The 24,800-nt window shown below is 62.1% G+C and carries 29 protein-coding genes; 24 read left to right on the top strand and 5 right to left on the bottom strand.

What is annotated here, in order from left to right; all coding sequences use genetic code 11:
* Window positions 1-31 precede the first annotated feature (31 nt).
* From pyrH to gloA, 13 genes are all read left to right on the top strand, one after another.
* Complete coding sequence (gene pyrH / locus GLX_RS13320; RefSeq protein ID WP_041247434.1) at window positions 32-775, top strand: UMP kinase; 744 nt, start codon at window positions 32-34, stop codon at window positions 773-775.
* Window positions 776-851: 76 nt separating this feature from the next.
* Window positions 852-1,418: a ribosome recycling factor gene (frr, locus tag GLX_RS13325; protein WP_014106484.1), complete on the top strand. Its 567-nt coding sequence runs from the start codon at window positions 852-854 to the stop codon at window positions 1,416-1,418.
* Between the two features lie 129 nt (window positions 1,419-1,547).
* On the top strand, window positions 1,548-2,222 hold the full coding sequence (gene uppS, locus GLX_RS13330) for a polyprenyl diphosphate synthase (protein ID WP_231850452.1): 675 nt from the start codon (window positions 1,548-1,550) through the stop codon (window positions 2,220-2,222).
* On the top strand, window positions 2,206-3,051 hold the full coding sequence (locus tag GLX_RS13335) for a phosphatidate cytidylyltransferase (protein WP_014106486.1): 846 nt from the start codon (window positions 2,206-2,208) through the stop codon (window positions 3,049-3,051). Before uppS ends, GLX_RS13335 begins: the two co-directional genes overlap by 17 nt.
* Before the next feature lie 44 nt (window positions 3,052-3,095).
* Complete coding sequence (dxr, locus tag GLX_RS13340; protein ID WP_014106487.1) at window positions 3,096-4,253, top strand: 1-deoxy-D-xylulose-5-phosphate reductoisomerase; 1,158 nt, start codon at window positions 3,096-3,098, stop codon at window positions 4,251-4,253.
* A gap of 48 nt (window positions 4,254-4,301) precedes the next feature.
* Window positions 4,302-5,411 (top strand): RIP metalloprotease RseP, encoded by a 1,110-nt coding sequence (gene rseP, locus GLX_RS13345; protein ID WP_014106488.1) that lies wholly within the window; start codon window positions 4,302-4,304, stop codon window positions 5,409-5,411.
* A gap of 192 nt (window positions 5,412-5,603) precedes the next feature.
* Window positions 5,604-8,021 (top strand): outer membrane protein assembly factor BamA, encoded by a 2,418-nt coding sequence (gene bamA, locus GLX_RS13350; protein WP_041247436.1) that lies wholly within the window; start codon window positions 5,604-5,606, stop codon window positions 8,019-8,021.
* A gap of 7 nt (window positions 8,022-8,028) precedes the next feature.
* Window positions 8,029-8,871: an OmpH/Skp family outer membrane protein gene (locus tag GLX_RS13355; protein WP_014106490.1), complete on the top strand. Its 843-nt coding sequence runs from the start codon at window positions 8,029-8,031 to the stop codon at window positions 8,869-8,871.
* Entirely contained in the window at window positions 8,831-9,967 is a 1,137-nt protein-coding gene (gene lpxD / locus GLX_RS13360; protein WP_041247437.1) for a UDP-3-O-(3-hydroxymyristoyl)glucosamine N-acyltransferase, read from the top strand. Before GLX_RS13355 ends, lpxD begins: the two co-directional genes overlap by 41 nt.
* A 93-nt stretch (window positions 9,968-10,060) precedes the next feature.
* Entirely contained in the window at window positions 10,061-10,546 is a 486-nt protein-coding gene (gene fabZ, locus GLX_RS13365; RefSeq protein WP_014106492.1) for a 3-hydroxyacyl-ACP dehydratase FabZ, read from the top strand.
* Window positions 10,547-10,675: 129 nt separating this feature from the next.
* Window positions 10,676-11,527 (top strand): acyl-ACP--UDP-N-acetylglucosamine O-acyltransferase, encoded by an 852-nt coding sequence (gene lpxA / locus GLX_RS13370; RefSeq protein WP_041247438.1) that lies wholly within the window; start codon window positions 10,676-10,678, stop codon window positions 11,525-11,527.
* The gene (locus tag GLX_RS13375; RefSeq protein WP_014106494.1) at window positions 11,517-12,389 is read left to right on the top strand and encodes an LpxI family protein; all 873 of its coding nucleotides are present in this window, start codon (window positions 11,517-11,519) and stop codon (window positions 12,387-12,389) included. The genes lpxA and GLX_RS13375 overlap by 11 nt, the downstream gene beginning before the upstream one ends.
* Before the next feature lie 17 nt (window positions 12,390-12,406).
* Entirely contained in the window at window positions 12,407-12,796 is a 390-nt protein-coding gene (gene gloA, locus GLX_RS13380; protein WP_014106495.1) for a lactoylglutathione lyase, read from the top strand.
* 15 nt (window positions 12,797-12,811) lie between these two features.
* On the opposite strand, the gene GLX_RS13385 is transcribed toward gloA, so the two are convergent.
* Complete coding sequence (locus GLX_RS13385) at window positions 12,812-13,039, bottom strand: hypothetical protein (protein WP_070097770.1); 228 nt, start codon at window positions 13,037-13,039, stop codon at window positions 12,812-12,814.
* Between the two features lie 151 nt (window positions 13,040-13,190).
* Here GLX_RS13385 and rpmH point away from each other — a divergent pair, with 151 nt between their 5' ends.
* The 9 genes from rpmH to GLX_RS13425 all read left to right on the top strand — a co-directional run bounded on the left by rpmH (window position 13,191) and on the right by GLX_RS13425 (window position 20,258).
* Complete coding sequence (gene rpmH / locus GLX_RS17535; RefSeq protein ID WP_007399178.1) at window positions 13,191-13,325, top strand: 50S ribosomal protein L34; 135 nt, start codon at window positions 13,191-13,193, stop codon at window positions 13,323-13,325.
* A 76-nt stretch (window positions 13,326-13,401) separates the two neighbouring features.
* Entirely contained in the window at window positions 13,402-13,752 is a 351-nt protein-coding gene (gene rnpA, locus GLX_RS13390) for a ribonuclease P protein component (protein ID WP_014106497.1), read from the top strand.
* The gene (yidD, locus tag GLX_RS13395; protein WP_014106498.1) at window positions 13,749-14,045 is read left to right on the top strand and encodes a membrane protein insertion efficiency factor YidD; all 297 of its coding nucleotides are present in this window, start codon (window positions 13,749-13,751) and stop codon (window positions 14,043-14,045) included. Before rnpA ends, yidD begins: the two co-directional genes overlap by 4 nt.
* Window positions 14,045-15,805: a membrane protein insertase YidC gene (gene yidC, locus GLX_RS13400; protein WP_014106499.1), complete on the top strand. Its 1,761-nt coding sequence runs from the start codon at window positions 14,045-14,047 to the stop codon at window positions 15,803-15,805. Before yidD ends, yidC begins: the two co-directional genes overlap by 1 nt.
* 11 nt (window positions 15,806-15,816) lie before the next feature.
* A complete protein-coding gene (gene yihA / locus GLX_RS13405) occupies window positions 15,817-16,488 on the top strand; it encodes a ribosome biogenesis GTP-binding protein YihA/YsxC (RefSeq protein WP_014106500.1) in 672 nt (223 codons plus the stop codon).
* A gap of 73 nt (window positions 16,489-16,561) precedes the next feature.
* Window positions 16,562-17,467, top strand: coding sequence for an acetylglutamate kinase (gene argB / locus GLX_RS13410; protein WP_014106501.1), 906 nt, complete (start codon window positions 16,562-16,564; stop codon window positions 17,465-17,467).
* Between the two features lie 120 nt (window positions 17,468-17,587).
* Complete coding sequence (gene dapD, locus GLX_RS13415; protein WP_014106502.1) at window positions 17,588-18,436, top strand: 2,3,4,5-tetrahydropyridine-2,6-dicarboxylate N-succinyltransferase; 849 nt, start codon at window positions 17,588-17,590, stop codon at window positions 18,434-18,436.
* Window positions 18,437-18,462: 26 nt separating this feature from the next.
* On the top strand, window positions 18,463-19,617 hold the full coding sequence (gene dapE / locus GLX_RS13420; protein WP_041247439.1) for a succinyl-diaminopimelate desuccinylase: 1,155 nt from the start codon (window positions 18,463-18,465) through the stop codon (window positions 19,615-19,617).
* The gene (locus tag GLX_RS13425) at window positions 19,617-20,258 is read left to right on the top strand and encodes a hypothetical protein (protein ID WP_014106504.1); all 642 of its coding nucleotides are present in this window, start codon (window positions 19,617-19,619) and stop codon (window positions 20,256-20,258) included. The genes dapE and GLX_RS13425 overlap by 1 nt, the downstream gene beginning before the upstream one ends.
* Before the next feature lie 127 nt (window positions 20,259-20,385).
* Here GLX_RS13425 and truA read toward each other — a convergent pair whose 3' ends face one another.
* The 3 genes from truA to def all read right to left on the bottom strand — a co-directional run bounded on the left by truA (window position 20,386) and on the right by def (window position 22,758).
* Complete coding sequence (gene truA / locus GLX_RS13430) at window positions 20,386-21,207, bottom strand: tRNA pseudouridine(38-40) synthase TruA (protein WP_041247440.1); 822 nt, start codon at window positions 21,205-21,207, stop codon at window positions 20,386-20,388.
* Complete coding sequence (fmt, locus tag GLX_RS13435) at window positions 21,200-22,135, bottom strand: methionyl-tRNA formyltransferase (RefSeq protein ID WP_014106506.1); 936 nt, start codon at window positions 22,133-22,135, stop codon at window positions 21,200-21,202. The genes truA and fmt overlap by 8 nt, the downstream gene beginning before the upstream one ends.
* A gap of 80 nt (window positions 22,136-22,215) precedes the next feature.
* The gene (gene def / locus GLX_RS13440) at window positions 22,216-22,758 is read right to left on the bottom strand and encodes a peptide deformylase (protein ID WP_014106507.1); all 543 of its coding nucleotides are present in this window, start codon (window positions 22,756-22,758) and stop codon (window positions 22,216-22,218) included.
* A gap of 224 nt (window positions 22,759-22,982) precedes the next feature.
* Between def and GLX_RS13445 the strand changes: the two genes are divergently transcribed.
* Both GLX_RS13445 and GLX_RS13450 read left to right on the top strand, forming a co-directional pair.
* Complete coding sequence (locus GLX_RS13445; protein ID WP_081477908.1) at window positions 22,983-23,465, top strand: Hsp20 family protein; 483 nt, start codon at window positions 22,983-22,985, stop codon at window positions 23,463-23,465.
* A gap of 83 nt (window positions 23,466-23,548) precedes the next feature.
* The gene (locus GLX_RS13450) at window positions 23,549-23,806 is read left to right on the top strand and encodes a DUF1150 family protein (protein ID WP_014106509.1); all 258 of its coding nucleotides are present in this window, start codon (window positions 23,549-23,551) and stop codon (window positions 23,804-23,806) included.
* 147 nt (window positions 23,807-23,953) lie between these two features.
* Here the strand turns inward: GLX_RS13450 and hpf are convergent, their stop codons facing one another.
* Window positions 23,954-24,577, bottom strand: coding sequence for a ribosome hibernation-promoting factor, HPF/YfiA family (gene hpf, locus GLX_RS13455; protein WP_014106510.1), 624 nt, complete (start codon window positions 24,575-24,577; stop codon window positions 23,954-23,956).
* Between the last annotated feature and the right edge of the window lie 223 nt (window positions 24,578-24,800).

The raw sequence follows: 24,800 nt of genomic DNA on the forward strand, positions 1-24,800 counted from the left end.
GTTCTGTTTGCCTGACCTGCGCCGAGGATCCATGACCCAGTCCGTCAAACCCCAAGCCCCGTCATCGTACAAGCGTGTTCTGCTCAAGGTGTCGGGTGAGGCCCTGATGGGCAGTGGATCGTATGGTATCGATCCGGCAACCGTTGATGGTATTGCCGCCGATGTGGCCGCTGTCGCCCGGACCGGCGTTGAAGTCTGCCTTGTGATCGGCGGGGGAAACATCTTTCGCGGGGTAGCGGCAGCGGCGCGCGGCATGGACCGTGCGCAGGGTGATTACGCCGGTATGCTGGCCACCGTCATCAACGCGCTGCTCATGCAGAATGCGCTGGAGCGGCACAACATCCCCACGCGCGTGATGACCGCCATCCATATGTCTTCCATTGCCGAACCTTATATCCGCCGTCGTGCTGTGCGGCATATGGAAAAAGGGCGGGTGGTGATCTTTGCCGCCGGTACCGGCAACCCGTTCTTCACCACCGATACGGGTGCGGCGCTGCGCGCCGCCGAAATGGAATGCAATGCGCTGTTCAAGGGTACGCAGGTCGATGGCGTCTATTCCGCCGACCCGCGCAAGGTGCCCGATGCACAGCGCTATGATACGCTGACCTACCGCGACGTGCTGGCCAATGACCTCAACGTCATGGATGCGGCGGCCATTAGTCTGGCGCGGGAAAACCGGCTTCCGATCGTGGTATTCAATATTCATGAGCCGAACGCCTTCTCCCGCGTCATGCAGGGGCAGGGGCGTTTTACCACCATCGTGGCGGCGGACTGAATGGTTGGCGCCAGGGCGTCCCATGGTCATGCGCCGGGGCGCGCCACATGCATGAAGAATTAGAAGGAGGGCCACAGTGTCTGTCGATCAGAAAAGTTTGCTGGCGGATCTGACCCGCCGTATGGACGGCGCGATTGAAAGCCTGCGCCGTGATTTTGCGGGCCTGCGTTCGGGCCGTGCCAGCCCGGCCCTGCTCGAACCGGTGCGGGTGGAAGCCTATGGTGGCGAAGTGCCGCTGACCCAGGTCGGCTCCATTGCCGTGCCTGAAGCCCGCATGCTCACGGTGCAGGTATGGGACCGTACGCTGGTCGGTGCGGTCGAGCGTGCGATCCGTGACGCGGGGCTGGGTCTGAACCCGGCTGCCGATGGCCAGACCGTGCGCGTGCCCATTCCGCAGTTGACCGAAGAACGCCGCAACGAACTGGCCCGCGCGGCCGGCAAGTATGCCGAAAATGGCAAGATTGCCGTGCGCGGCGTGCGCCGTGATGGCATGGATCAGTCCAAGAAGCTGGAAAAGGCCGGTGACATCAGTGAAGACGATGTCAAGACATGGAGCGATGCCATCCAGAAGCTGACGGACCAGTACGTCAAGCGCGTGGATGAACTGCTGGTGGAAAAAGAGCGCGAGATCAAGCAGGTCTGATTTGAGCGGTGCGTATCGTATCCATTCTGCTCCATCATATGTGTGACTGAGGGGGGCAGGCAGCTCTTGTCGGGGTCGGATCATCGTGCTGCAGGTCGTTACAGCCTGCCCGAGCACGTCGCCATCATCATGGACGGGAACGGGCGGTGGGCCAGCATGCGGGGCCTGCCCCTGTTGGCTGGCCACCGTGCCGGGGCCGAGGCGGTGCAGCGTACCGTCCGCGCGGCCATAAGCCGTGGGGTGGGATGGATCACGCTTTATGCCTTCTCATCTGAAAACTGGCGGCGCGCGCCGGGCGAGGTAGCGGACCTGACCGGTCTGCTGCGCTACTATCTGCGCCACAAGGTGGCTGAACTGTCGCGTGAGGGGGTGTGTCTGCGCTTCATTGGCGATCTTGCCCGCTTCCCGGCAGACATACAGGAAGAAGCCCGCCGGGCGGAGGCGGTGACCGCAGGCAATACCAGTCTGGTCCTGGTGCTTGCCCTCTCCTATGGTGGGCGGGCCGACATCGTGCAGGCCGCCACTCATCTGGCGCAGGCGGTAGCACGGGGGGAGCGGGTGGCGACCGATATTGATGAAACCGCATTCGCCGGCGCGCTGCTGACGGCGGGCATGCCTGACCCCGATCTTGTGGTGCGGACAAGCGGGGAGTGCCGTCTTTCCAACTTCCTGCTGTGGCAGTCGGCCTATGCCGAACTCGTTTTCCTTGATACGCCCTGGCCCGATTTTGACGAAACGCATTTTGATACCGTGCTGAATATCTACTCGCGGCGTGAAAGGCGATTCGGTGCCAGACCAGTCTGAAAATATTTCCCGGCCTTCGGCGCCCGTCCCATCGGGCAACTGGAAGGACCTGCGTGCCCGTGTGCTTTCGGCCGCCGTTCTGGTGCCGCTGGCCGCGCTGTGCGTATGGGTGGGTGGCCTGGTCTATGGTGCGATGATTGTGCTGGCGATGGTGGGCATGGCGGCGGAATGGGCGCGTATGTTCGGATTCGGACTGGATGCGCGGCGCGGGCAACTCTGCCTGGTATGGGCCGCGTGCACAGGCGTAGCAGCTGTGGCCGGGCACTGGGGGGGCGCGCTGCTGGTCATGGCGGCCGCCCTTGTGCTGGGACCGGCATTGTGGGCGGGGCAGGTTGCCATCGGCTGTGCGGGGCTGTCACTCCTGTGGCTGCGTTACATGAGCGAACCGGGTGCGGGGGTCGTGCTGTTCCTTGTTGCCTGCGTGGCGCTGAGTGATACCGGGGCCTATATGGCAGGCCGCCTGTTTGGCGGCCCCAAGCTTGCGCCGCGCATTTCGCCGGCCAAAACATGGTCCGGCTCCGTGGGTGGGCTGTGCTGCGCCGTGGTTGCGGGCATGCTGATCGCAGCCCTCCTGCCTGGCGCACAGCCCGGTGCCGTGTGGCGGGGGGCGGTGTTCGGCGGGCTTGTCGCCATTGCGGCACAGATGGGGGATCTGGCGGAAAGCGCGCTCAAGCGTAAGCGGGGCGTCAAGGATTCAGGTACCCTCCTGCCTGGCCATGGAGGGCTGTTGGATCGTTTTGATGGCCTGCTGGTGGCTGCCCCCATGGCGGCCCTGCTCTCTTTGGGTGCAGCGGGTGGCGCCGCTTTCTGGTATGTGGGCCTGCACTGAGGCCATGGTCCCGGCCATGGAATGTTTTGGGGAATGACATAATAATGAAGACAGTTTCCGTTCTGGGCAGCACGGGCAGCATTGGCTGTTCTACGGTGGACCTGCTGCTGCAGGCACCTGATCAGTTCCGCACTGGTGCGCTGGTCGGTGGCCGCAATGTGGCCAGGCTGGCGGAGCAGGCCCGCGCACTGGGTGCGCAGCGGGCCGTCATTGCCGATGAAGGGTTGCTGCCGGAACTGGAAACCCTGCTTGCGGGCAGCGGCGTGGAGACGGCCGGTGGCCGTGCCGCCGTGATCGAGGCGGCAGCCCTACCGGTGGACTGGACCATGGCAGCTATTACCGGTGCCACCGGGCTGGAGCCGACGCTGGCGGCGGTGCGCAATGGTACCCATGTGGCGCTGGCCAACAAGGAGGCGCTGGTCTGCGCGGGTGATGTGATGCTGCGTGCCGTGGAGGCGGCGGGGGCCACGCTGCTGCCGGTCGATTCCGAGCATAACGCCGTATTCCAGTCCATGGCCGACAAGCAGGTGGACCAGGTCGAGAAGATTATCCTGACGGCATCGGGCGGCCCGTTCCGTCGGGCAAGTCTTGAGGAAATGGAAAAGGCCCCGCTAGAAGCTGCCCTGAAACACCCGACATGGAGCATGGGGGCCAAGATCACCATCGATTCCGCCACCATGTTCAATAAGGGACTGGAACTGATCGAGGCGGCGCGCCTGTTCAACGTGACCGAAGACAGGCTGGATGTGGTCGTTCACCCGCAATCTATCGTGCACAGCATGGTGCAGTATACCGATGGTTCGGTTGTGGCCCAGCTTGGCTCGGCCGATATGCGCATTCCCATCGCCCACACGCTGGCCTGGCCGAAGCGCATGCCTACCAATTCACCCCGACTTGACCTTGCGGCGCTGTCGCGGCTGGATTTCGAGGCACCTGATGAGGTCCGCTTCCCCGCGCTGCGCCTTGCGCGCGAATCCCTGCGTGCGGGGGGTGCCATGCCTGCCATTCTGTCCGGCGCCAATGAAATTGCGGTCGAGGCGTTCCTGAAGCGTGAAATCGGGTTCCTGGATATTGCGCGTATTGTGGAGGATGTCATGCACTCCATCGGCGCGCAGCGGGCCGATACGCTGGAAGAAGTGCTGCACTGGGATGCGGAATCGCGCCGTGTCGCACGCCTCCACACGGTTGCCCGCGCGGCCTGACATGATTCTGGATGGCGTTTCGGGCCGTCGGGAGATAGCTTAGCGTTCATGCATGATCTGATACGGACCGTTCTGGCCTTCTCCCTTGTGCTCGGGGTGCTGGTTTTCATTCACGAACTGGGTCACTACCTGGCCGCGCGGTGGCGTGGTGTGCATGTGGAGGTGTTCTCGATCGGGTTCGGCCGTCCGCTCCTGCGCTGGCATGATAGCGTGGGCACGGAATGGCGGCTGTGCCCGGTGCCGCTGGGTGGCTATGTCCGGCCCCACGGGTTTGAGGGACCGGAAGACGCGACCGAGGAACAGAAGGCTGCGTGGCAGCCAGGTCGCACCTTTCATGACAAGCCCGTCCTGTCACGTGCGATCGTGATCGTGGCAGGACCGGTTTTTAATTTCCTTCTTGCCATTGTACTGTTCACGGGGCTGTTCGCTACCGTGGGTCAGCCTCATATCCTCAACCAGGTGGCGCAGGTTGTGCCCGGCAGTGCCGCCGCTGTCGCTGGCGTGCAGAAGGGCGATGTGATTGTGCGCGTGGGTGATCACACGGTGCGTGACGTGGCCGATCTGCAAGCATTTGTGGGCGGCCAGCCGGATGCACAGACCACGCTTACGGTGCATCGGGGCGAGGCCGATACGACCCTGCCCATGCACATAGGCATTGTGGCGGAGAAGGGGGGCGCGCAGCGCGGTCAGATCGGCGTCTCCTTCGCCATGGAAATGGGTCATCCTAAATCACTGCCCACGGCTTTTGTCTCGGCGGTAAAGGAAACCTGGAACGTCTCCATCCAGACCCTGCAGGGCCTGTGGCAGATGGTCACGGGTCAGCACAGCGCCAAGGACCTTGGTGGTCCGTTGCGCATTGCCCAGATGTCGGGCCAGGTTGCACAGTACGGGCTGCCCAGCCTTGTGTCATTCATGGCGCTGCTGTCGATCAATCTCGGGCTGATCAACCTGTTTCCGGTGCCGATTCTTGATGGGGGTCGGCTGGTGTTTTATATTTTTGAGGCTATTCTGGGGCGTCCGGTTTCACGGCGAGTGCAGGAGATCAGTTTCCAGGCAGGTTTCGCGCTTATTGCGGGGCTATTCCTGTTTTCAACCTTTAACGATCTGTCACATTTTGGCCTGTTTCAGTGGCTCGCTTCGCATGCGGGGCAGGGTTAAGGTGGGCAGAGTGATACAAGTGCTTGCACATGGTGGTCCATATCGGATAGGTCCGCCACAAAAGCTGATACATGACAGGAAGGGAGCCGGCCCTCCATCCGGTCTCAATGCATGGCTGATCCGCATGCCGAGTGGTGAGGAATAGCGATTTTGTCGAGTAAACGTTCAGCGCTGCTTGCGTCTGCCTGCATTATGCCGCTGTTCTGGGCAGCTGGGGCATATGCGCAGGATGAAGCGGCACAGAACACATCATTCGGTGGGAATATGGCGCCCATGCCCGGTGCGGAGCCGCAGGAGCCTGCGGTTGAAGCCATCAAGGCACCCCCGCTTGAAGATCCGATTGAAGCGGTAGACATTAAGGGCAATAGCCGGATCGAGACCAGCACCATCCTGTCTTACATGGTTGTCCAGCCGGGTGACCGCTTCAATCAGGACCTGCTCGATCGTTCGCTCAAGACCCTGTACGCGACTGGCCTGTTCCATGATGTAACACTCAAGCGCGTGGGGAACGTGCTGGAAGTACATGTTGTCGAGAGCCCGATCGTCAACCGCATCGTGTTTGAAGGCAATCACGCCGCCAAGGACGAGGACCTGACCAAGGTCATTTCGCTGCGCCCGCGCGCGGTATACTCCCCGCAGGGCATTTCAGCCGACCGGCAGAAGATCCTGGGTGTCTATGCGGAAAAGGCACGCTACGCCGCCACCGTGACACCGCAGATTATCCACCTTGCCCATAACCGCGTTGATGTGATCTTCCACATCAACGAAGCGCAGAAGACCCTGATCAAGAAGGTCTCTTTCGTCGGTAACCGGGCGTTCAGCACCGCAGCACTGGCCGGTGTCGTTTCATCAAAGGAGACGGCATGGTATCGCTTCTTTGCGTCGAGTGACCAGTACAACCCCGAGCGTATGAAATATGATGCGGAACTGCTGCATCGTTTCTACCTGAAGAACGGCTTTGTCGATTTTCAGGTCAAAAACGCGACGGGCGAACTCTCGCCTGACCGTAAGAGCTTCTACATCACCTATACGATCGAGGAAGGGCCGCGCTACCGCCTGAACAAGATGGATGTCCGCTCCTCGCTGCGCCATGTCAGCGCGGAATCCATGCGCAAGTATATCGGCCTGTTCCACAACCAGTGGTACGATGGCTCCGCCATCCAGCACAACGCCACGGACATGCAGGAGTTGTTGCAGGGCAAGGGCTATCCCTTCGCCATGGTTCACCCCGAAATTGCACGTAACCCCGAAAAGCATACCGTCAACCTGCTGTTTGACATCAGCGAGGGGCCGCGGATGTATGTCGAGCGCATCGACATCAATGGCAACACGATTACCGAAGACAAGGTGATCCGCCGCCAGTTGCCCATGGCTGAAGGCGACCCGTACACACCGCTTGACCGCAAGTATTCCAAGATGATTCTGGAAGACCTCGGGTTCTTCAAGACCGTCTCGATCGACCAGACGCCCGGTTCGGCGCCTGACAAGGTCAACATCTCGGCTGATGTTGTGGAAAAGCCGACAGGCGAGTTCTCGCTGGGCGGGGGGTATTCGACTGATGCTGGCGTACTGGGCAACCTTGGGCTCAAGCAGCACAACCTGCTGGGCACGGGTATCGACGCGGGCTTTACCGGCACTGCCGCGTATTACGAAGATCAGGCCGATATCTCTCTGACGGACCCGTATTTCCTCAACCGTAACCTTGTGGCGGGCATCGACCTGTTCGGTATCCAGAACCGCTACATGACGTACCAGAGCTATTCCGAAGCGCGTATCGGCATGACGCTGCGCATGGGGTATTCCTATAACAACCACCTGTCGCAGTCGTGGAGCTATACGCTGACCGATCGTGACATCGGTGATACATGGTCGGATTCGTCGTATTACGTGCAGGACCAGAATGGCTGGTCGCTCCTGTCGCAGCTCAGCACGACACTGACATACGATACACGTGACCGCAGGCAGCAGCCGCATAAAGGTTTCGTGGTACGTGTAGGTGGTGACTTTGCCGGTATTGGTGGTAACGAGCGTTACCTGCGTGGCAAGGTGGATACCGCCTACTACATTCCGCTTGACAGCATCATGGGCAACCATGACTGGACGGTCAGCTTCCGTGCCGGCGCGGGTGAGATCATGAACTGGGGCGGTGGTCGCAGCGACATCATCGATAACTTCTATCTTGGTGGTAACTCGCTGCGTGGCTTCATGGATGGTGGTGTCGGCCCCCGAAGCTACGCCATCCCCGCGCGTGACGGTAATCCGATGCACTCGCAGCAGGACTTCCTCGGTGGCCGGTTCATGTACACTGCATCGGCCCAGGTGGACTTCCCCATCCCGTTCGCATCGGCGATGGGGATCAAGGGGCGGTACTTTGTGGATATGGGTGGACTGGACGGCCTACGTGTCCGCCGTCGCTACACGTCCATGAAGGACTGGCCGAAATATACCCCCGTTTATGACGACACGCTTACGCCCGTGGTTTCGACCGGTGTGGGTATCGCGTGGAAAAGTCCGTTCGGTCTCGTGAACATCGATCTGGGTGTGCCGCTGCACAAGGGCACGAATGACCGGACCCAGTTGCTCCGCTTCGGCTTCGGCCAACAATTCTGAGGTGATAATGTTGCGTAAATCCGGCATCCGTCTGCTTGCCGCAACCGCTCTGATCGGGTGGGGAACCGTGATCGTGCCCGGTGCACATGCCCAGGGGGCGGGCGGCAATGCTGGCTGGTTCGTGCCCAAGGCCGTCCAGCCCCCCGCCCATGCGCCCCAGCACGAGGCCCCGGCCCCGGTGGCATTGCCCGCCGCGCCGGCGGATAGCGAGGACGCTCAGCCCCAGAATCCGCCCATCCTGCCCGTGCCGCCCGTGCCCAAAGCACCGGATGTGCCCAAGAGTGCGCCGCCGCCTGCACCCGTCATCGGTGTGATCAGCGTGCCGGAAGTAATGCGGCTGTCAACGGCGGCACAGCAGGCCGAGCGCGTGCTGGGCGCACGCCGTGACGATCTGGCGCGTGAGGCCCAGAAGGAACAGGCCGGCTGGCGTGATGAGCAGCAGAAGCTGCAGGGTCAGGCCAAGACCATGTCGTCTGACCAGATCCAGACAAGCGAGCGCAAGCTGCAGGAACGCGTGATCGCAGCCCAGAAGGACTTCCGTAACCGCAACCGCATCATCCAGGAAGCGGCACAGGTTTCGCTTGGGCAGATTGAGCGTGAACTTGTCCAGATCATCCGCCAGCTTGCGGCCAGCCGTGGCATGAATCTCGTGCTGCACCGTGAGCAGGTGGCCCTAAGCCAGGAGAGCCTTGATATTACCCAGCAGGTGGCCACCCAGCTGAATGCGGTGCTGCCCACCGTGTTCATCCCCGCAGCGAACGTGGACCCGGAAGTGCTGGCCAAATCAGGCACCATGCCCACCACGGCAGATGCCGACAAGCCTGCTCCTGCCGCGCCGGCCAAGCATTAAGGTCCATTCCATGACAGTGACGCCGGATAACGTACCGGGCGATCCACGTTTTTTTACAAGGCATGGACCCTTCGGGCTGGAGGAACTGGCGCAGCGCAGTGGTGCGGAACTGCGACCTGCAGCGGACGGTGCCACCGCAACCAGCAGCTTTGACGGTATTGCGCCGCTGCAATCCGCCATGCGCGAGCAGGTCAGCTTTCTCGATAACCGGCGCTACCTGCCCCTATTGGCGGGAACCGGTGCCGGGGCGGTCATTGTTGCCCCGGCCTTTGCCGACAAGGTGCCCCCACATGCCGCGGCCTTGGTGTCCAGAACGCCATATCAGGCCTGGGCTCGCATTGCCGCCGCGTTCTATCCGCCGCCGCCGGTCAATCCCGGTATCCATCCCTCCGCCGTGATTGGCGCGGGGTGCGAGATTGACCCCACCGCGGCTATCGGCGCCTTTGCCGTGCTGGGGGATGGGGTGCGTGTGGGTGCTGGAGTGGATATCGGCACGCATGTCAGCATCGGTCCCGGCGTGCAGATCGGGGCGCGGTGCCGCATTGGCGCGCATGTCGCGATATCGCACGCATTGCTGGGTGAACGGGTGACACTGCTGCCCGGTGCCCGGATCGGGCAGGACGGGTTTGGTTTTGCCGTAACGCCCGAAGGCTTTGAAAGCGTGCCCCAACTCGGCCTTGTCGTGCTAGAGGATGGAGTGGAAATCGGCGCCAACTCCACGGTTGACCGTGGGTCGATGCGCGATACGGTAATCGGCGCAGGCTCACGCCTCGACAATCTGGTGCAGATTGGCCATAATGCGCGGCTGGGACGGTGCTGTATTGTTGTGTCCCAGGCAGGCATTTCCGGTTCGACCGAACTGGGTGATTTTGTAACGGTCGCAGCCCAGGCCGGACTGATCGGGCATATCAAGATCGGCACCAAGGCCCGGATCGGGGCGCAGTGCGGTGTCATGTCCGATGTGGAGGCGGGGGCGGATGTCATTGGCAGTCCGGCCATGCCGTTTCGGGAGTTTTTCCGGAATGTGGCCTTCCTGCGCCGGATGGCCAAGAAAACGACGCAGGATGGAGCCGGGGAAAAGGCCAACAGGGCCTGATTGCCTGTTTCCATCAGATATTCAACCGGTAGGAGGGGCCTGTCCCGGCTGGTGGCATGCCTACACTCCTGACCGAACAAGTGGTTGGACGACGTGGATAAAGAAGTAGAGGCACTGCCAGCGGACGCAACGCCCGCAGTTCTGGAATCAATCGACATCATGCGAATCATGGAGGCGATACCCCATCGCTATCCGTTCCTGCTGATTGATCGCATGGTTGATATCACGCTGGGTCAGTCGGCCGTTGGCATCAAGAATGTCACGGTCAACGAACCGCATTTCCAGGGACATTTCCCGGCCCGTCCGGTCATGCCCGGTGTCCTGATCATTGAAGCCATGGCCCAGACCGCGGCCTGTCTGGTCGTACTGACGCTGGGTGCGGCATTCGAGGGCAAGCTGGTCTATTTCATGACCATTGATGGTGCGAAGTTCCGCCGTCCGGTCGGGCCTGGCGACCAGCTGCGCATTCATGTGGAAAAAGAACGCAGCCGCGCCAATGTATGGAAATTCAAGGGTGTGGCGCGCGTGGATGGCGTATCTGTTGCCGAGGCAACATTCAGCGCCATGATCATGGGGTGATCCTGCACGAAGTTGGTCCGGCGGCGCATGCGCCCTGGGCGCGCCCGCAGCCTGCTTCGGGTTTGCAGGCCATGGTTACTTGCGGGAAGGGAGGCTATTCTGGCAGGAAGTTCATCTGACGGTCATCAAATGGATGAACGGCGCGGAAAACCGCCGGAAATCCATCCGTCATCCATCGTTTCCAGTCATGCGCGCATTGGCTGTGGCGTGCGTATCGGCCCGTGGTGCACGGTCGGGCCGGATGTCGAGATCGGGGAAAATGTCGAACTGATCTCTCATGTGGTGATTGACGGACATACCACGCTGGGTGAAGGCGTGGTGTGCTACCCCTTCACCACCGTCGGCATGGCACCGCAAGACCTGAAATACCGGGGTGAGCCGACCGGGTGTGTTGTTGGCGCGCGGACCATCATCCGTGAAAACGTGACCATCCACCGTGGCACCGCAACCGGTACCGGCGTGACCCGTATTGGCCCGGACTGTCTGATCATGGCCAACTCCCATGTGGCGCATGACTGCACGCTGGGGCGGGGCGTCATTATCGTCAACAACGTGGTCATGGGTGGCCATGTGGTGATTGGTGACAGCGCGCGCATCATGGGTGCCGCAGCGCTGCACCAGTTCGTGCGGATTGGCCATGCGGCGCTGGTTGGTGGGGTGTGCGGGGTTGAGGCCGATGTCATTCCCTATGGCAGCGTGCTGGGCAACCGTGCCCGCCTTGTCGGGTTGCACTGGATCTGGCTGCGCCGTAACGGCGTGCAGCCAGATGAGGTCCGCCGCATGCGGCAGGCGTTCCGCGCACTGTACCCCAAGGCGGCGCACGCTACGGGCACGGTGTTCCAGGCCCGGCTTGAACATGTCCGCCAGACTTATGGCCATAACCCGCGCGTGGTCGAGATCCTGGACTTTATCGCAGCCCCAAGCCATCGCGGCCTGGTCCGTGTTCAGAGCGGGGACATGATCGAGAGCGATGGCGCCTGACCCCCGGCCTGATGGTGGCTTGCATGGTGCGTGTGTCGGTATCCTGGCAGGTGGCGGGCCGCTGCCCGGCCAGGTTGCGCGTGCGGTGGAACAGGCGGGCGGCCGCGTTTTCATAATAGGTTTTCAAGGTTTTGCCGAACCCGAGGTGATCGGCCACTGGCCACACCGCATGGTCCGGCTCGCGGCGGCGGGCGAGATCCTGTCCAGCCTGCATGCCCATGGCTGCCGTGACCTTGTACTGATCGGGCCGGTCCGGCGGCCATCCCTAGTCAGCCTGCGGCCCGATGCCACGGGTGCCCGCATCCTGACACGCATTGGCAAGGCGCTGTTCGCGGGTGATGACGGGTTGCTTGGTGCAATCGTACGCGTGCTGGGGGAAGAAGGCTTTACTATCCGGGGCGCGCATGAATTCCTGCCCGGATCGGTGGCGCGGCGCGGGCCGCTGGGTGTGGTCCCCCCTGATGCGGCAGCCCGTTCCGATATTGCCCTTGGCCGCCATGTCGTAAGGCAACTGGGCCAGCTTGATATCGGGCAGGGCTGCGTGGTGCAGGGCGGACTGGTACTGGCCGTCGAGGCGCTGGAGGGCACGGACCGGATGCTTGAGCGGGTCGCCAGCCTGCGGCAACCCGACCGTCCCGGTGGCGTTCTGGTCAAGATGGCCAAGCCGGGACAGGAGCGCCGGGCCGACCTGCCGACCATTGGCCCGCGTACTATTGCGGGTGTCATGGCAGCCGGGCTGCGTGGCATTGCCATGGAGGCAGGGGCCACACTCATTACCGATCCCGCTGCGTGTACTGCCATGGCGGACGAGGCCGGTCTTTTCCTGACCGGAATTGGCGGCGGAGATGAAAAGATAACCTGAACAGGGAAGAATGCCGAATGGGGACTTATCTGCATACGATGGTGCGCGTGCGCAACCTTGAGGCCAGCCTTGATTTCTACCGCCTGCTGGGCATGCATGAACTGCGCCGCAGGGATGTACCGGAAGGGAAATATACCCTTGTGTTCATCGGTTACGGGGATAACGCGGCCGGGCAGGCGGAAATCGAACTGACCTATAACTGGGGCCAAGATGATGGATATGAGGTTGGCACCGGTTTTGGTCATTTTGCCGTTGGCGTGCCGGATGTGACGGCGGTGGTGGAAGCCGTGCGCGAAGGTGGTGGCAAGGTCACGCGTGAGCCGGGGCCGGTCAAGTTCGGCACGACCTTCATCGCTTTTGTGGAAGACCCGGATGGTTACAAGATCGAACTGATCCAGAAGGCCTGACCCTGCCTGCGCGCATCAGGCAGCAGGGCGTGCCAGCAGGCGGCGCATGGCGCTGAGTTCCTTGGTGGCGGCATCAAGTGCCGTCAGGATATCGTGGGCGGCCTGCCGGGTTCGTTCGTCCTGACTCAGGGCCAGCGAATCCGCGCGCAGCATGGCGGGAGAGAGATGGCCACGGATGTCGTGGATGTGCCGCCGCAGCGTTTCATCGAGCGGTGTGGCAGAGTCGCTGGCGGGACTGGTCATGTAAATCATCCGGTTGTGGCGTAAAAGGGTATCGGCATTGACGTTGCCCCGAACCGGCAGTATAAGGCGCCGCTCGGGGCATCCGTATCATGCGGTGCCCGGTAAGATTTTTCCGTAACCTGTCTGTCATTGTCAATCTGGGAGTGCCGTTGTGAAGCGCACGTATCAACCCTCGAAGCTGGTCCGCAAGCGTCGCCACGGCTTCCGTTCGCGTATGGAAACCGTTGGTGGCCGTAAAGTTGTTGCAAACCGCCGCAGCAAGGGTCGCAAGCGTCTTTCTGCCTGAAGCAGGTGGCGTCTGTACGGCTCGGGCACCACGGTGCCCGGTGCCATGAATATTTTTATAACAGGGGCGGCTAAAAGTGGCCGATCAGTCCAGGCGCCTTAAAAAACGCGCCGAGTTCCTGCGGGTGGCGGCCAAGGGCCGCAAGGCGCCCGTGCCGGGCTTGGTGCTTCAGGCGCTTGAACGCGGTGACACGGCTGCCGCCCGGTACGGTTTTACCGTTACCAAAAAAGTGGGTAATTCCGTCGTGCGTAATCGGGCGCGGCGGCGTCTGCGTGAGGTGGTCCGGTTGCTGGACCGCGAAATGGCGCTCAAGGGCGTTGATATCGTGGTGATCGGTCGCTCCGGCACATGCGGGCGGCGGTTTGATGCCCTGCTGGGTGACTACCGCAAGGCCCTGCGCAAGGCAGGGGTGAGGGAAGAATCGTGACGGTGTCTTCCATAAGCCTGCCTGCCCATATGCTGCGCGCGGTTATCCGCGCGTATCAACTGGTAATCCGCCCGATATGGGGCGCGCATTGCCGATTCTCTCCTTCATGCAGTCATTACGCGCGTGACGCGATCGCCCGCCATGGGGCAATGCGGGGCAGTGTGCTGTCCGGCTGGCGCATCCTGCGCTGCAACCCGTGGAATGCGGGTGGGTACGATCCCGTGCCCGGCACGCCCTGCGGCTGTGACATGCATGACTCAATGAAAAACAGTAAAAATCTGGCGGGTCGCTGATGGATATCAAGCGTTTTATGGTGGCAACAGCACTATCTGCCGTGGTGCTGGTCGGTTTTGAATATTTCCTGCCACAGCAGAACCATAAGACGGTCGAGCAGCAGGCCCCGGCACCGGCGGCACCCGCACCCGCTGTCACCCCAGCGACAGCGGCCACGGTACCTGCGCCAGACCAGCAGGACGCGCGTGTGGCGATTGATGCCGACCGCGTGCATGGCTCGCTAGACCTGCGCGGTGCGCGGCTCGATGATCTTGTGCTCAAGAATTACCACGAGACCGTGCAGGACGGCAGCCCGCTGGTGCGCGTGCTGGAACCGCGTGGCAAGGACCAGCCCAACCTGGTGGAAGTTGGCTGGACCAACATCAGCGGCGGCCACGTGGTCGTGCCGGATGCCAACACGCTGTGGAGCGCCGACCATGACAGCCTGACCCAGGCACAGCCCGTTACCCTGAGCTGGGACAATGGGCAGGGACAGGTTTTCAGCATCACGGTCGCGATTGATCAGAACTATATGTTCTCGGTCACGCAGAAAGTGGTCAACCATGGTAGCGAGCCGGTCTCGCTCTTTCCCTTCTCCCGCGTGGAGCGTGGCTATACTCCGGTCGAGACCGGGGGGTACCTGGTGCATGAGGGGCCGATTTCCGTCATTGATCACCGGTTGGACGAAAGTTCCTACAAGTCCCTGCGCAAGGGTGCGGTGCCGCCGGGCAACATAGCCTGGACCAAGGCGGGACAGGGCGGCTGGGCCGGCATTACCGACAAGTACTGGCTGGCCGCCGTTATTCCGCAGCAGGACAGCGATGTTGCAGGCACCTATGCCTATCAGGGCACCGGTGGCGGGGAGAGGGGCATCTATGATGTCGGCTTTACCGCGCGTGCGCCGCTGGTTGTGGCGGCAGGGAGTGAGGCCAGCACCGAAAGCCACGTCTTTGCTGGTGCCAAGGAAGTACCGCTGCTGGAGAAGTATGAATCCAGCCTGCATATCCCTGATTTCTGGAAAGCGGTCGATTTTGGCTGGTTTGCGTTCCTGACCCGCCCGATCTTTACGGTGTTGGACTGGCTGAACACCATGCTTGGCAATTTTGGCCTGGCCCTGATGGCGTTCACGCTGCTGGTCAAGGCGCTGTTCTTCCCGCTGGCGACCAAGCAGTTCCATTCCATGGGCAAGATGCGCCAACTCCAGCCCAAGATCAAAGCCCTGCGTGAGCGTTATAAAGACGACCAGATGGCGCTTAACCAGCAGATGATCGGGCTGTACAAGCAGGAAGGCGTGAATCCAGCCAGTGGCTGCCTGCCCATGCTGCTGCAGATCCCGGTGTTCTGGTGCCTTTACAAGGATCTTTATGTCACCATCGAGATGCGGCATGCGCCCTTCTTTGGCTGGATCCATGACCTTTCGGCATTTGACCCAACCAACCTGTTCACCCTGTTTGGACTGATTCCGTGGAATCCGGCGGTTATCTCGCCCATGCTTCAGCTTGGGCTGTGGCCCATCGCCTTCGGCCTGACCATGTTCGCGCAGATGCGGCTTAACCCGACACCCACTGCCGATCCCGCCCAGCAGAAGATGTTCCAGTTCATGCCGATCATCTTCACTTTTTTCATGGCGCGGCAGCCATCGGGGCTGGTGATCTACTATTGCTGGAACAACCTGCTGACTATGGCGCAGCAGACCCTGATCCAGCGCCGCATGAACACGAAGGGCACGACCACCGTGCTGCCGCCTGAGAAGCCGAAGCTTCCGGCCGGGAAGAAATAACCACAGGGACGATGATGGTGGATTTTTCCTCCTCCGCACTGACGCCAGAAGAAATGGAACGCGACCGGGAGATCGGTCGCGTCCTGTTTGCCGGTGAGTTCAACTTCGTATTCGGCGCCCAGAAGCTTGGGCAATTGCCCGACCCGATCCTGCCTGAAATAGCCTTCGCCGGGCGTTCCAATGTGGGCAAGTCCAGCCTGATCAACGCGCTTACAGGGCGGCGCGCGCTGGCGCGGGCCTCATCGGAGCCAGGGCGGACCAAGCAGCTCAATTTTTTCGAGATGGCCAACCGCCTGACTCTGGTGGACATGCCCGGTTACGGTTTTGCCAAGGCCGCCAAGGCGGTAAAGGAAGACTGGCAGGGCATGATGTTCTCCTACCTGCGTGGCAGGCCGACGCTGCGCCGCGTGGTGCTGCTGCTGGACAGCCGGGTGGAGGTCAAGGCGAGCGACCAGGAGATCATGAAGATGCTGGATCGCGCGGCCGTGACCTTTCAGGTCGTGCTGACCAAATGCGACGTGCCCAAGCCGCATGCGCTGGAAGCCAAGCTGCGTGAGGTCAGTGCGATTGTGGCGGCACACGCGGCGGCCTTTCCCCATGTGCTGGCAACCAGCAGCGAGACGGGAATGGGGATCGAGGATCTGCGCGCCGAACTCGCGCGACTGGCCAATCCGCCAGCGTAGCAATCCATGCAAGCGCCCGCTCCATGCTTTGGGGCGGAATGAATGACACGTCAGGAGCGAAGGGACCGTTCGGATGACAGCAACAGGACCGGGCGACCGGGAAGCACAGGTACGGGCCGAGGTTCTGGCCAGGGCGCTGCCATACCTGCGGCGCTATGCGGGTGATACCGTGGTGGTGAAATATGGCGGCAGTGCGATGGTCGATACCACGCTCTCCACCGCGTTTGGCCATGATATAGCTCTGCTCAAGCAGGTTGGCGTGAACCCGGTGGTGGTGCATGGGGGTGGCCCGCAGATCAGCGCCATGCTCAAGCGCCTGCAGATTGAATCTACCTTCATTGATGGCCTGCGCGTGACCGATGCCGCCATGATCGACGTGATCGAGATGGTGCTGGCGGGCAAGGTGAACAAGCAGGTGGCGGGACTGATTAACCGCGCCGGTGCGCTGGCGGTTGGCATTTCCGGCCTTGATGGCGGCCTGATCACCGCGCGCCGCCTGCTGCGCCGCGCGCGTGAGAATGGGGTGGAAACGGACCGCATGCTCGATCTGGGCTTTGTGGGTGAACCCGCGCGCATTGATCCGCGCGTGATCTATGCGCTGTCCGGCTCGGGCCTGATCCCGGTGATCGCCCCGATTGGCGCGGGCGAGCAGGGCGAGACCTACAACATCAATGCCGATACTGCCGCCGGTGCGATCGCGGGGGCGGTCAATGCCAGCCGCCTGCTCATGCTGACGGATGTGCCCGGTGTGCTGGATGGTGATGGCAGGCTGATCCCGGAGCTTACGGCAGAGGATGCGCGGCGCGGCATTGCCAGCGGCATGATCTCGGGCGGCATGATCCCCAAGGTGGAAACCTGCCTTGAAGCTGTGCGCGCGGGCGCCAGGGCCGCGGTCATTCTTGATGGCCGGGTGCAGCATTCCTGCCTGCTTGAACTCTTTACCGAGGCCGGGCCGGGCACCCTGATCCGCGGCGCATAGCTGTGCCGGGCATGCGTTGACATCGGCTCCGATCCTTCGCATGGTCCGCAGGCAATCAGTACAGGCGGGGGCACCCGGCGCAGGCCGCAGGGATCCCGTCCCAGACAGGATTTTACCGATATGACCGATACATCCCTCAAGAGCCAGATTGAGGCCCTGTGGGAGCGTCGCGAGACGCTGTCCACCGCAACCACCGGCGCTGACCGTGAAGCCGTCGAGACCGCGCTGCTGGCGCTGGATTCCGGCAGGCTGCGTGTGGCAACCCCCGGTGAAGGTGGCTGGACTGTCAATGAATGGCTGAAGAAGGCGGTGTTGCTGTCATTCCGCCTGAACGACAACCGTCTGGTCGAGGGTGGTGGTGCGGGTGCACCCAGCTATGACAAGGTGCCGCTGAAATTCGCGGGCTGGGACCAGGCGGCGTTTGCTGCTGCGGGCTTCCGTGCGGTACCGGGCTCCATCGTGCGCCGTTCCGCCTTCATCGCGCCGGGTGTGGTGCTGATGCCCAGCTTCGTCAATGCCGGTGCCTATGTCGATAGCGGCACGATGGTTGATACGTGGGTCACGATCGGCAGTTGCGCCCAGATTGGCAAGAACTGCCATATCAGCGGTGGCGTGGGCATTGGTGGCGTGCTGGAACCGCTGCAGGCGGCACCTGTCATCATCGAGGATGGCTGCTTCATCGGCGCGCGTTCGGAAGTGGCCGAAGGCGTTGTGGTTGAGCGTGGCAGTGTGCTGTCCATGGGTGTATTCCTTGGCGCTTCCACCAAGATCGTAGACCGTGCGACGGGCGAGGTCTTCATGGGGCGCGTCCCGGCCTATTCCGTGGTTGTGCCCGGTACGCTGCCGCCACGTCAGGCAACCAGCACCGATGGCAAGCCGCTGCCGTCGTTGGACTGTGCGGTGATTGTCAAGCGCGTGGATGAGCGCACGCGTTCCAAGACCTCGATCAACGACCTGCTGCGCGGCTGAGCGGTATCATGGCGGATGGCGCAGTAATGGATGCGGATCAGGATCCCGGTGGGGCTGTCAGCCTTGCGCGTGATCTGATCCGCTGCCCGTCCGTAACACCGGATGATGGCTGTGCCATCAGTGCCCTGGCTAGGGTGCTGGAAGGTATTGGCTTCAGCGTGACCCTGCTGCCATTCGGGGAGGGGACGGCCCGTACCCCGAACCTGTTCGCCCGGCTGGGTACGGGGCAGCCCCATGTGTGCTTTGCCGGACATACGGATGTCGTGCCGGTGGGGAACGCGGCACAGTGGAGCCACGATCCCTTTGGCGGCGAGATCCACGATGGCATCCTGTTCGGCCGGGGCGCGTGTGACATGAAGGGGGGCATTGCCGCCTTCGTTGCCGCCGTCCGGCTGTATCTGGGGAAGGTGGGCACGCCGCAGGGATCAATCAGCCTGCTCATTACCGGTGATGAGGAAGGCCCCGCCACCAACGGCACCGTACGCGTGCTGGAATGGATGGCAGAACATGGCCAGATCCCCGGTTTCTGCCTGGTGGGGGAACCGACCAATCCCGCCGGTATGGGGGAAATGATCAAGATCGGCCGCCGGGGTAGTCTCAATGCCCGCATCGTGGTACCGGGCACGCAGGGGCATGTGGCCTATCCGCACCGGGCCGACAACCCGGTTCACCGGCTTCTGGCCCTGCTAGGGGAACTGACGGTCGCTCCGCTGGACGGGGGCAGTGACTGGTTCGATGCTTCCAGCCTGCAGGTCACCAGCCTTGACGTGGGCAACACAGCCACCAATGTCATCCCTGCACAGGCAGAAGCCCGGCTGAACATCCGCTTCAATGACCTGCATACCGGAGCCGACCTTGCGGGTTGGATTCGTACGGTGGTGGCACGCCACGCCCCCCGGGCGCGGGTGGATATATCCGTAAGCGGCGAATCCTTCCTGACCGAACCGGGCGCCCCGGTGGAGGCCTTGCGCGCCAGTGTGCGCGCCGTGACTGGGCAGGTGCCCCGGCTGGATACAGGTGGCGGCACGTCCGATGCCCGCTTCATTGCCCGTTATTGCGATGTTGCGGAGTTCGGGTTGGTGGGGGCCAGCATGCACAAGACCGACGAGCATGTTACTGTGGCGGACCTGCGACAGTTGACGGCGATCTATACCGGGTTTCTTGAAAAGGTAATGCATTGATGTCTGATCGCGGCGCATCTTCCGGCCCCAATGCAGCGGGATTTGGTGGTATCCTCAAGGGAATGCTGCTGCTGGGTCGTGGCCGGGCGGAAGGGATCGCCTATTTTGGCGGCACGCGTGACTCCGTCCTGTCGGCACTGGCGCCCCGTCTGGCACTGTGGCTGGTGCTGGGTGGGCTGACCATAGGTTATGCCCCGCAGGCCATCAGCGGTGTGAAGGTACTGTTCGCCCTGTGCCTGATCCTGTTGCCTGCGGTGGTGACACAGGCGCTGGCCCACCACTGGAAGCGCGAGGCACTGTGGCTGCGCTATATTACCGCAACATGGTGGACGGACTGGGTTACGCTGTTCGTGGGGCTGGTGGTGGCGCTGCTTATGGCGCTGGCATCGCCCCGGTTGCTGCAATCCGCCATGGGGGCCGCCATTCTCAATGGCGTGGAGTTTGCCTACAGCCTGTGGCTGACATGGTATGTGGCCCGTATTGGCCTGCTGCTGCGCCGGAGGCAGGCGGTGGTGCTGGTGCTGGCTATCCTTGGCAGTCTTGGCCTGCTGGTGCTTCTGACTGGTCTGTCCTCACCGGGACAGCGTGCATGGCATGAATTCCTGTACCCGATGCTGGTGCAGCAGGGTGCCGGGCACTAAGGTCGGTATTGGCCAATCCTAAAAGATGTTTTTGGTGAAGTCTTTTTTAAAAAGCTTCCGAAGAATACTGCCTTTTTAAAAAAAGGTGGCACCCAGAAACTTTTATTATTTTCTACTAACATATTCTTTATCGGCTGAACGGGTTTTCAAGATATCCCACACCGGTCAGGCACAGCCCCTCCGGTGGGGCGGTGGGGCCTGCCGCGCGACGGTCGCATGCAGCCAGCGCGTGTACGACCTGTTCAGGTTCCCAGCGGCCTTCTCCCACCAGTTTCAGCGTGCCCGCCATGTTGCGGACCTGATGGTGCAGGAAGGAACGCGCCCCGGCTTCAATAACCACGTATTCCCCCTCTCGCCGCACATCAAGCCGGTCTAGTGTTCGCACGGGGCTGCGTGCCTGGCAGGCTGTGGCACGGAAGGATGTGAAATCATGCCGTCCCACCAGGTGCATGGCCGCCTGTTGCATGATGTTTTCATTCAGCGGCGCACGGACATGCCATACCTGCCCGTCTTCCAGCGCGGGGCGTGCCGGACGGTTCAGGATACGGTAGCGGTACGCGCGCGAAATGGCTGAAAAACGGGCATTCCAATGTGGCAGCACCGGGCGGGCCATCAGCACCACAACCGGGTGGGGTTTCATGTAGAAGTTCAGTCCGTCGCGCACCGTGGCGCTGGACAGGGTTACATCGGCTGGAAAATCCAGGTGGGCGACCTGACCACTGGCATGTACGCCCGCATCCGTGCGGCCGGCGGTAATGCTGCGCACGTCGCGGCCATTGGTCAGGCGGAGGGCGGCACTTTCCAGCAGGCCCTGTACGGACAGCAGGTCCTGCCCTTTCTGGCGCTGCCAACCTACAAGGCCACGCCCGTCATATTCCATCAGTACCGCCCAGCGGCAGACATTGGGGGGGGCAGCGTCATCCGGGCGGGCTGTAGGCATCTCAGGCATCGGGCAGCTCCATGCCAAGGCGCGTGTCCGAGGCCATGGGCTGCCCGCGCAGGAAGTCGTCTGCCGCCATCATGCCGCGCCCGGGACGCTGCAGGCGCGTGATACGCAACAGCGTGCCCGCGCCACAGGCGACCAGAAGCCGACCATCTACCACAGTACCGGGAGGGGCCTGCGTGTGGCCCGGTGCGATTTCCGCCGCCCCGACCTTGATGACGGTGCCACCGAGCATGGTGAAGGTACCGGGCCATGGGGTCAGGGCGCGGATCTGGCGGTCGATGGTGGTTGCGGGGGCTGTCCAGTCGATGCGCCCATCCTCGCGACTCAGGCGCTGCACATAGGTCACACCTGTCTCGGGCTGCGGCGTGCCCGGATGGGCAGGCTGGCGTAGTGCTTCCACGATCAGTCGCCCGCCCATGGCGGCCAGGTCATCATGCAGGGTAGTGGCAGTGGTGTGCGGGGTCAGGGCCACATGGTCGCGCAGCAGCATCGCGCCCGTATCCAGTCCGGCATCCATCTGCATGATGGTAACACCGCTTTCGCTATCTCCCGCCAGAATGGCTGCCTGTATGGGGGCGGCACCGCGCCAGCGTGGCAGAAGGCTGGCATGGATGTTCAGGCAGCCGCGGCGTGGCGCATCGAGCATTTCCACCGGCAGGATCAGCCCGTAGGCGGCGACTACGGCGGCATCGAGCTTCAGGTCACGGAAATGGGCGTGTTCTTCCGTATTGCGCCGCAGCGAAAGCGGCGTGCGTACGGGAATGCCCAGTTCTTCCGCTGCGATCTGCACGGGAGAGGGACGCAGCTTTTTACCCCGCCCCGCAGGGCGGGGGGGCTGGCTGTAGACGGCTACGATTTCATGCCCGGCCTGATGCAGGGCGCGAAGGGCGGGCACGGCAAAATCGGGCGTGCCCATGAAGGCCAGTCGCATGGCGTGGGGCTCCGTTCAGGCTGGGCCGGACCCCATGCTGGAAAACCCAAGGTTCCGGCGGGTGTAATCCGCGCGTGCGGTCAGTGCTTCTGGCGCTGTTCCTTGGCCAGGCGGCGCATGATCATGTTACGCTTGAGCGTGGATAGGTGATCGACAAACAGGATGCCTTCCAGATGGTCGATCTCGTGTTGCAGGCAGGTGGCCAGCAGGTCATCGGCTTCGAGTTCCTGTACCTTGCCCTCCATGTCCTGGTAGCGCACGCGTACTGCCTCGGGACGGATGACTTCGGCGTACTGGTTGGGCAGCGACAGGCAGCCTTCCTCACGCGCGGCCATGCTGTCCGTCTCGGCGATCACCTCAGGGTTGATCAGCACGATCGGGTTGCGCGGTTCGTCCTTGTCGGACACGTCCACAATGGCAAAGCGCATGCCCAGCCCCACCTGCGGTGCCGCCAGGCCAATGCCGGGAGCCTGGTACATGGCGGAGAACATGCGGGGGATGATGGTGCGCAGATCGCCCATGTCCTCGGGGCGGACAAGGCGGGTTTTCTGGCGCAGGACCGCCTGGGGTGCGACCAGGATCGGCATGGGGGTCGCCTGAGCGATGACATCATGATCAATCATAGATCGCCATTTAGCGTGTCCGTACCCGTGATGCCAGTGGGGATGCAGCCAAAAAGAGGCACCTGCCGCCGATAGCGCAGGGAGCGGCCTCCCCTTGCGTATGGCTATTATTCTCCCATATCGTGAAAGAACGGAAGCGGGTGCCTGAGCGGGTTCGCTTCGCGTTTCTTGTCTCGCTCGCAGCAGAGGAGGCCGATTTGTCGGGAAGAGTTTTCGGGTCACCCATGTTCCTCGGGTTTGACCACCTTGAGCAAATGCTTGAACGGGCATCAAAAAATGCAACGGACGGCTATCCGCCCTACAATATAGAGCAGGTCAGCCCCACGACCTTGCGCATTACGCTGGCGGTGGCTGGTTTTGTGATGGAAGACCTGCACATCACGCAGGAAGATAACCAGCTTGTCATTCGCGGGCGGCAGGGTGATGACGGGCAGGGCCGCATTTTCCTGCATCGCGGCATTGCCGCCCGCCAGTTCCAGAAGGCCTTCGTGCTGGCCGAAGGAATAGAAGTTGGCGGAGCCTGGATGGATAATGGCCTGCTGCATATCGAACTGGCGCGCCCACAGCCTGAAGTGCGCGTGCGTAAGATCGAGATTACGCGCGCCCCTTCGGCCGCTACCCCATCCTCGCGCGATCGTGTTCCACCGGTGGTGGATGTGCCCATGGGGCGTAAGCAACGTGTCGTGAGGGTGATTGACGAGGAATGACAGCAGAGCCGTAATGGAACGGTCGGTATTGCGATGCGGAACCGGAGGGATGGCTGTCCCTTCATGAAGCAGGAGATGAAGCGATGAGAGTCACAACACAAAATGGCCGGGTCTTACTGCATAACGACCCGGAATCCTCAGCGGCCCCCCATCTGACCACGGGCGAGTTGCGGGGACTGGGTATGGAATCGGTAGCCTATATTCGCACGGTCGAGGTGGAGGGAGAAATCGCCTTCGCCATCCATGCCGCTGATGGCACGTCGCTTGCCGTAACCGATGACCGGGAGGCAGCGATCAACGCCATTCTCCAGCACGAAATGATGCTGGTGCCCCTGCATTGATATTCCTTCATACCTTTTTTTAGACTGATGGCCCTGTCCACATGTGTAGGCAGGGCCATTTTCTGTTTTGGAGAAGGACGATACGGCGGCCCTGCGCGTGCCGGGGTGGCCTTATGACCCCTGCCCGCACGCGCGATGGGGCTCTGCCTAGTTGCTGGCCCGGATTGAGGGATCGAGCCAGCCGATATTCCCGTCGGGGCGGCGGTAGAGCACGTTGACCGTATCGGTCCCGCTGTTGCGGAAAAGCTGGATCTGGCTATCGGCCAGGTCCAGGCGCATCACCGCCTCGCTCACGCTCAGGGTCGGGATCTCGGCGGGGCGCTCGGCAATGATGGTGGCATAGGGGCCTGCCGTGCCCAGCGCCGCGTCTTCTTCATCAGGCGGGCTGTCCTCTTCGACGGTGGCAAGGGTAGCCATGCCGGGGCGTAGGACGTAGCTGCGCCCGAATTCGGGTACCTGCTGGCGGGTTTTCATATGGCCGTGGTTGGTCGCCTTGCGGTGGTAGCGGCGCAGGCGGCGGGCAATGTGCTCGGCCGCATCGTCAAAGGCCGAATGGGCATCGGCGGCCTCGCCCTCGCCGCGCAGGGTCAACCCGCGTGTGGCATGGAGGTTGATGTCACAGGTAAAAAATGAACGGGCGCGGCTGAAAGTGACACGCGCTTCCATGGCCTGCCCGAAATACTTTTCCGAAATCCGGTCAAGATGGGCGCTTACCCGGTGTTTCAGGGCATCGGACAGGTCAATTTGCTTTCCGGCAACACTGATGTGCATAAGGGACAACTCCTTATCTGATCACAGTGCAGTTCCCTGCGGGAGACACAATACGGTCGTTCAGTTCATGGGTTCATCTATGCGGCGCCGGGCGTGCTCCCATATGGGCTGCGATGTGTGTATTGTTGTGTTGTACCAGTCGGGCACATGGTCCCGAACGGGTATATTTGGGCATGGTTGCATGCCTGCTGTCCATTCTTTATTTGCATAAGAGATGGTATGT

This window comes from Komagataeibacter medellinensis NBRC 3288 (assembly GCF_000182745.2).
In the GTDB taxonomy this organism is placed as follows: Bacteria; Pseudomonadota; Alphaproteobacteria; order Acetobacterales; family Acetobacteraceae; genus Komagataeibacter; species Komagataeibacter medellinensis.

Bases quoted from the DNA above. Each gene is read 5' to 3' on its own strand.
- pyrH (WP_041247434.1), top strand. From the start codon at position 32: ATGACCCAGTCCGTCAAACCCCAAGCCCCGTCATCGTACAAGCGTGTT.
- uppS (WP_231850452.1), top strand. From the start codon at position 1,548: ATGGACGGGAACGGGCGGTGGGCCAGCATGCGGGGCCTGCCCCTGTTG.
- dxr (WP_014106487.1), top strand. From the start codon at position 3,096: ATGAAGACAGTTTCCGTTCTGGGCAGCACGGGCAGCATTGGCTGTTCT.
- rseP (WP_014106488.1), top strand. From the start codon at position 4,302: ATGCATGATCTGATACGGACCGTTCTGGCCTTCTCCCTTGTGCTCGGG.
- bamA (WP_041247436.1), top strand. From the start codon at position 5,604: ATGCCGCTGTTCTGGGCAGCTGGGGCATATGCGCAGGATGAAGCGGCA.
- GLX_RS13355 (WP_014106490.1), top strand. From the start codon at position 8,029: ATGTTGCGTAAATCCGGCATCCGTCTGCTTGCCGCAACCGCTCTGATC.
- lpxD (WP_041247437.1), top strand. From the start codon at position 8,831: ATGCCGACAAGCCTGCTCCTGCCGCGCCGGCCAAGCATTAAGGTCCAT.
- lpxA (WP_041247438.1), top strand. From the start codon at position 10,676: ATGGATGAACGGCGCGGAAAACCGCCGGAAATCCATCCGTCATCCATC.
- GLX_RS13375 (WP_014106494.1), top strand. From the start codon at position 11,517: ATGGCGCCTGACCCCCGGCCTGATGGTGGCTTGCATGGTGCGTGTGTC.
- gloA (WP_014106495.1), top strand. From the start codon at position 12,407: ATGGGGACTTATCTGCATACGATGGTGCGCGTGCGCAACCTTGAGGCC.
- GLX_RS13385 (WP_070097770.1), bottom strand. From the start codon at position 13,039: ATGACCAGTCCCGCCAGCGACTCTGCCACACCGCTCGATGAAACGCTG.
- yidC (WP_014106499.1), top strand. From the start codon at position 14,045: ATGGATATCAAGCGTTTTATGGTGGCAACAGCACTATCTGCCGTGGTG.
- yihA (WP_014106500.1), top strand. From the start codon at position 15,817: ATGATGGTGGATTTTTCCTCCTCCGCACTGACGCCAGAAGAAATGGAA.
- argB (WP_014106501.1), top strand. From the start codon at position 16,562: ATGACAGCAACAGGACCGGGCGACCGGGAAGCACAGGTACGGGCCGAG.
- dapD (WP_014106502.1), top strand. From the start codon at position 17,588: ATGACCGATACATCCCTCAAGAGCCAGATTGAGGCCCTGTGGGAGCGT.
- dapE (WP_041247439.1), top strand. From the start codon at position 18,463: ATGGATGCGGATCAGGATCCCGGTGGGGCTGTCAGCCTTGCGCGTGAT.
- GLX_RS13425 (WP_014106504.1), top strand. From the start codon at position 19,617: ATGTCTGATCGCGGCGCATCTTCCGGCCCCAATGCAGCGGGATTTGGT.
- truA (WP_041247440.1), bottom strand. From the start codon at position 21,207: ATGCCTGAGATGCCTACAGCCCGCCCGGATGACGCTGCCCCCCCCAAT.
- fmt (WP_014106506.1), bottom strand. From the start codon at position 22,135: ATGCGACTGGCCTTCATGGGCACGCCCGATTTTGCCGTGCCCGCCCTT.
- def (WP_014106507.1), bottom strand. From the start codon at position 22,758: ATGATTGATCATGATGTCATCGCTCAGGCGACCCCCATGCCGATCCTG.
- GLX_RS13445 (WP_081477908.1), top strand. From the start codon at position 22,983: ATGTTCCTCGGGTTTGACCACCTTGAGCAAATGCTTGAACGGGCATCA.
- GLX_RS13450 (WP_014106509.1), top strand. From the start codon at position 23,549: ATGAGAGTCACAACACAAAATGGCCGGGTCTTACTGCATAACGACCCG.
- hpf (WP_014106510.1), bottom strand. From the start codon at position 24,577: ATGCACATCAGTGTTGCCGGAAAGCAAATTGACCTGTCCGATGCCCTG.